A 4,259-nucleotide genomic window follows, 5' to 3' on the forward strand; every position below is an offset into this window, starting at 1 on the left:
CCGATGGTGCCGTGCTTGGGGCTGATACCGGCGATCCCGGCGATCAGGAACCAGCTCTTGCGCAGATCGAATTTCGGCGATAACGCCAAGGCCAGGGTCGAAGCGGCGGCGTTGGTCTGGCCCATGCCGGTGGTCAGCAGGCACACCTGCTGCGTGTTGCAGCGGATGGTCGGGTACTCGGCGGACAGGCCCGGCACGCGGATTTCCTGCTTGAGGTCCAGGCGCTCGATCCAGTTCTGCGCCTCGGGGGCGAACATGGTGATCAGTACCACTTTCGGCTGGATCGGCGCTTGCGCCGCCCAGGCCGTGGAAGAGAGCAGGGCCGCAGCGGCCAGGGTCAGACGCGTCATTGCTTGCATGAGAATCTCCTGAATTCAGAATTGATAGCCGATGCCGGCGTAGTAACCCCAACCGTTGGAGCGTGCGCGGAAATTGCCGTCGCCGAAGTTCAGCTCGCTGCCGTCCTCCCAGTTGCCGCCGTTGTGGAAATAACGGCCGACCAGGGTGAAGCGCAAATGGGTGAACGAGTACAGCAAGACGTTGGTCGCCACCGTGGCATTGGCGGTGCGCGCCGGGTTGTCCTTGTGGATGTCGGAGCCGAAATCGAAGTTGGTGAAGCCGATGTAGGTCAGCGACGCGCCATTGCTGAATTTGTCGATGGGCACGATGTACTTGAGCTGCGCGCGGTAACCGTCCCACGAATATTCATTGCTCGCACCGTAGTTTTCCCACTGGTAGCGGCCGTACAGGTTGGCCGACAGATTGACCCGCGAGTGGGTGTCGATGTCGGTGCCAAAGCCGCTGTACAGGGTGTTGGCGCGGTTCTCCTTGCGGCTGCCGTGATCGTAGATCCAGTCGAACGCCACGTACCATTCCTTGAACGGGCCGATGGCCAGGCTGCGGCCGGCGAGGTAGTCGATGGAGATGCGCGGTTCGTGTTCCATGAACACGGGCGAGCCGTGGTCCCACACGCCTTTGTCGTGGCTGTTGCCGATGTTGAAGATCTTCGGAATGTCGACGTAGCCGTATAGCTCGAACGGCCCCTTGCGCCCGAAGTATTCGTATTCCAGATAGATATCGTCGGCCGGTTGCGGTCCGAAGCTGATGTCCTTGCTGCCGATCAGCGTCAGGTCCTGGTTGTACCAGTCCGACAGATACGCGCCTTGTTTCGGCGGGCTGGCTTCGGGGCTGAGGGTTTCGCCCTGAGCGGATTCTTCGGGCAGCGCCGGTTGCGCCAGTGCGCTGTGGCTGAGAACTCCGGTAACGCCGGTCAGTAGCAGGGAAACAGCAAAAGTGCGCGCAAACGGGGCGCGAAAAGAGCAAGCGGCGTGCATTCAAAGTCCTTTTTTGCGGATCGAGGCCCGGGTTCTGCGGGTCTGTACGGTTTTGTGACGAAAAAGCCGTTATAGGCAGGTCGCAAACGTTTGCACAAGGCGTACCAAGTCGCGCCGTTTGCCCCTGTAGGAGCTGCGGCACGCTGCGATCTTTTGATTTTGTTTTTAAGGATCAAGATCAAAAGATCGCAGCGTGCCGCAGCTCCTACAAGGGGGATGTCGTTTAGTCAGAGTCCAGTGTTTAGGGGGCGAAACCCGCGATTTAGACGGGCCTAGTATTAAAGTATTAACACCATTTAATCAGTGCCCCATCGCGGGGCGTCTACTAGCTTGTCACCCATAACGCGGTTTTGTGATGACCGTCGCAGTCTTGATTCGCGTGTGGAATAAGCCCGACTTGCACGCCTTCAAGGAAGAATTTGGCCACGACAAGGAGTAGCCCGTGGAAGCAAGGTTTGGTGTCGCCCTCGTTTCGCGTTTTTCCCCTCTTTCCCTTGCTGTGCACCTGAGCGTTGCCGGACTGTTGTTCGGTGGGGTCAGCGCGCCTGCATTGGCCACGTGCTCCACGGCAGGCTCCACGGTGACCTGTACCGGGGTGCCGACGCTGCCGCTGTTTCTCAACAATTTCGCCAGTGCCACCAACGGTCTGACGGTCAACGTCAACTCGGGGGCGGCAATGAACGCGACCCTCGGCGGCCACGTGATGGACCTGACCGGGGTCAACATCACTCTGAACAACTCCGGCACCCTTGACCCTGCCTTTCTCGGGCTTGTGTCGGTGTTGAGCGGCGGTGCGTTCATTGGCACCGGTGCGACCAGTACGGTCAGCGTGCTCAACAACGCCAGCGGGATCATTCGCGGCACCGGCATGCTGCTCGGGCTCAACCTGACCAGCATCGACGGTCTGGGAATCGCGGTAAACAACGCTGCGGCCGGCACCACCAGCATCACCAACAACGGCACCATCACCTCGACCGGGCTGTCGGTCGGTGGCATCACCCTGGCCGATACTCCAGTGGTCGGGGTCTATGGCGGCTCGCAGGTCAATATGACCAACAGCAGTACCGGCGTCATCAACGGTCGGATCGCCTTCGAGACCTCGGCGGCGGGCAACACTTTCACCAACGCCGGTACGATTACCGGCGGCGTGTCGATGGGGGCGAGCAGTACCAACACCTTCACGGCGGTAACCGGCTCCAGCGTCAACGTGGGTGACGGCGTGCAGGTCAGCGTCGGCCTTGGTGGCCTGATCGGCATCAACCTGACGTTTGCGCCCACCGGCACCGTCGACGGTGGCGCGGCCGGTACCAACACGCTGGTCCTGCAAAACCCCAGCGGAGTCGGTGGCGGCACCACCGGTACCGGCACGGCGTCCAGCGCCACCTACGTCAACTTCAACAACCTGACCCTCAACAGCGGCACCTGGACCTTGCAGGGGCCACTGGTCAGCGGCGCGACCACGCTCAATGGCGGTATCGCGCAGTTCAACAACAACGCCACGTTCGGCAGCGGCGTGCTGACCTCCAACGGCGGGATTCTGCAGGCCAGCAATGCCGGGTTGAACCTCAGCAACCTGATTTCCCTAGGTGCTGGCGGCGTGACCGTGCAAGGCACCAACGCCACCACCCTGAGCGGGGTGATTTCCGGCAGCGGTGGCCTGACCAAGGTCGGTACCGGGCAACTGAGTCTCAGCGCCGCCAACACTTACCTGGGCAACACCACGCTCAACGGCGGCACTGTGCAGCTGGGCAACAACCTGGCGCTGAGCACCGGTACCGTCAACGTCACCGGCGCGACCACCTTGAGCGCGCCCGGCACGATCAACCTGAACAACGCCATCAGCCTCGGCGGCACATTGACGGCTGGCGGCACCGGCGCGCTGACCCTCGGTGGCTTGATCAGCGGCAGCAGTGGCCTGACCAAGACCGGCACCGGCAGCCTGACCCTTGGCGGTGCCAACACCGGCTACACCGGCACCACCACGTTGAGCGCCGGCAGCCTGCTGGTGACCAACAACAACTCGCTGGGCAGCGGCGCGTTGAATACCGCTGCCGGCACCAGTCTGGACAGCACCGCCAACGTCACGCTGGCCAATAACATCGGCATGACCGGCGCGCTCAACGTACTCGGCAGCAATGCCCTGACCCTGGGTGGCGTGTTGTCCGGCACCGGCGGCATTACCAAATCCGGCACTGCCAGCCTGACGCTGACCGGCAACAACACCAACGCCGGCAACACAGCGCTCAATGCCGGCAGTCTGTTGCTCGGCAGCAACACTGCGCTGGGTACCGGCGCGCTGAGTGCGGCGGCCGGCACCACACTGGATGCGACAACGGCGGTGACTCTGGCCAACGCTGTCGCGCTGGCAGGCGGGGTGACGATCGGCGGCACCCAGGCGCTGGGCCTGAGCGGCGTGGTCAGCGGTACTGGAAACCTGATCAAGAACGGCACTGCAAACCTGACCCTCAGCGGCAACAACACGTTCTCTGGCGGTACCGCGCTCAATGCCGGCACGCTGATTGTCGGCTCCAACACCGCGCTGGGCACTGGCGCGTTGACCACGGCGGCGGGCACCACGCTCGACGCCAGTACCGCCGTGGCGCTGACCAACGCGGTCAGCCTCGGCGGCAACCTGAATGTCGGCGGCAGCGCCAACCTGACCCTGGGCGGCATCATCAGCGGCAGTGGCGGCCTGACCAAAAACGGTGCGGCCAACCTGATTCTCAATGGCGCCAACACCTTCCTCGGCCCCATTGCGTTGAACGCCGGCACCCTCACCGCCGGGGCCAACGCGGCGCTCGGCAGCGGCGACATTACCGTTGGCGGCGTGGCGACACTCGACAGCAATACGGCGGTAACACTGAACAACAACGTCATCCTCAACAACAGCCTGGGGATCGGGGGCAGCAACGCACTGACCCTCGG

Annotated in this window: 2 protein-coding genes and 1 pseudogene; 1 reads left to right on the forward strand and 2 read right to left on the reverse strand. The window is 62.8% G+C overall.

Features of this window, described 5'->3' with window-relative positions; all coding sequences use genetic code 11:
• A pseudogene (locus DBR18_RS29065) lies at positions 1–359 on the reverse strand (purine nucleoside permease); the annotation flags it as partial.
• 15 nt (positions 360–374) lie between these two features.
• Entirely contained in the window at positions 375–1,334 is a 960-nt protein-coding gene (locus DBR18_RS11040; RefSeq protein ID WP_108590344.1) for a nucleoside-specific channel-forming protein Tsx, read from the reverse strand.
• A gap of 442 nt (positions 1,335–1,776) precedes the next feature.
• On the opposite strand from DBR18_RS11040, the gene DBR18_RS29070 reads away from it, so the two are divergent.
• The coding region (locus DBR18_RS29070; protein WP_256588675.1) for an autotransporter-associated beta strand repeat-containing protein at positions 1,777–4,259 on the forward strand (2,483 nt) is incomplete at its 3' end.

It is taken from the genome of Pseudomonas sp. HMWF021, assembly GCF_003061005.1.
In the GTDB taxonomy this organism is placed as follows: Bacteria; Pseudomonadota; Gammaproteobacteria; order Pseudomonadales; family Pseudomonadaceae; genus Aquipseudomonas.

Bases quoted from the DNA above. Each gene is read 5' to 3' on its own strand.
- DBR18_RS11040 (WP_108590344.1), bottom strand. From the start codon at position 1,334: ATGCACGCCGCTTGCTCTTTTCGCGCCCCGTTTGCGCGCACTTTTGCT.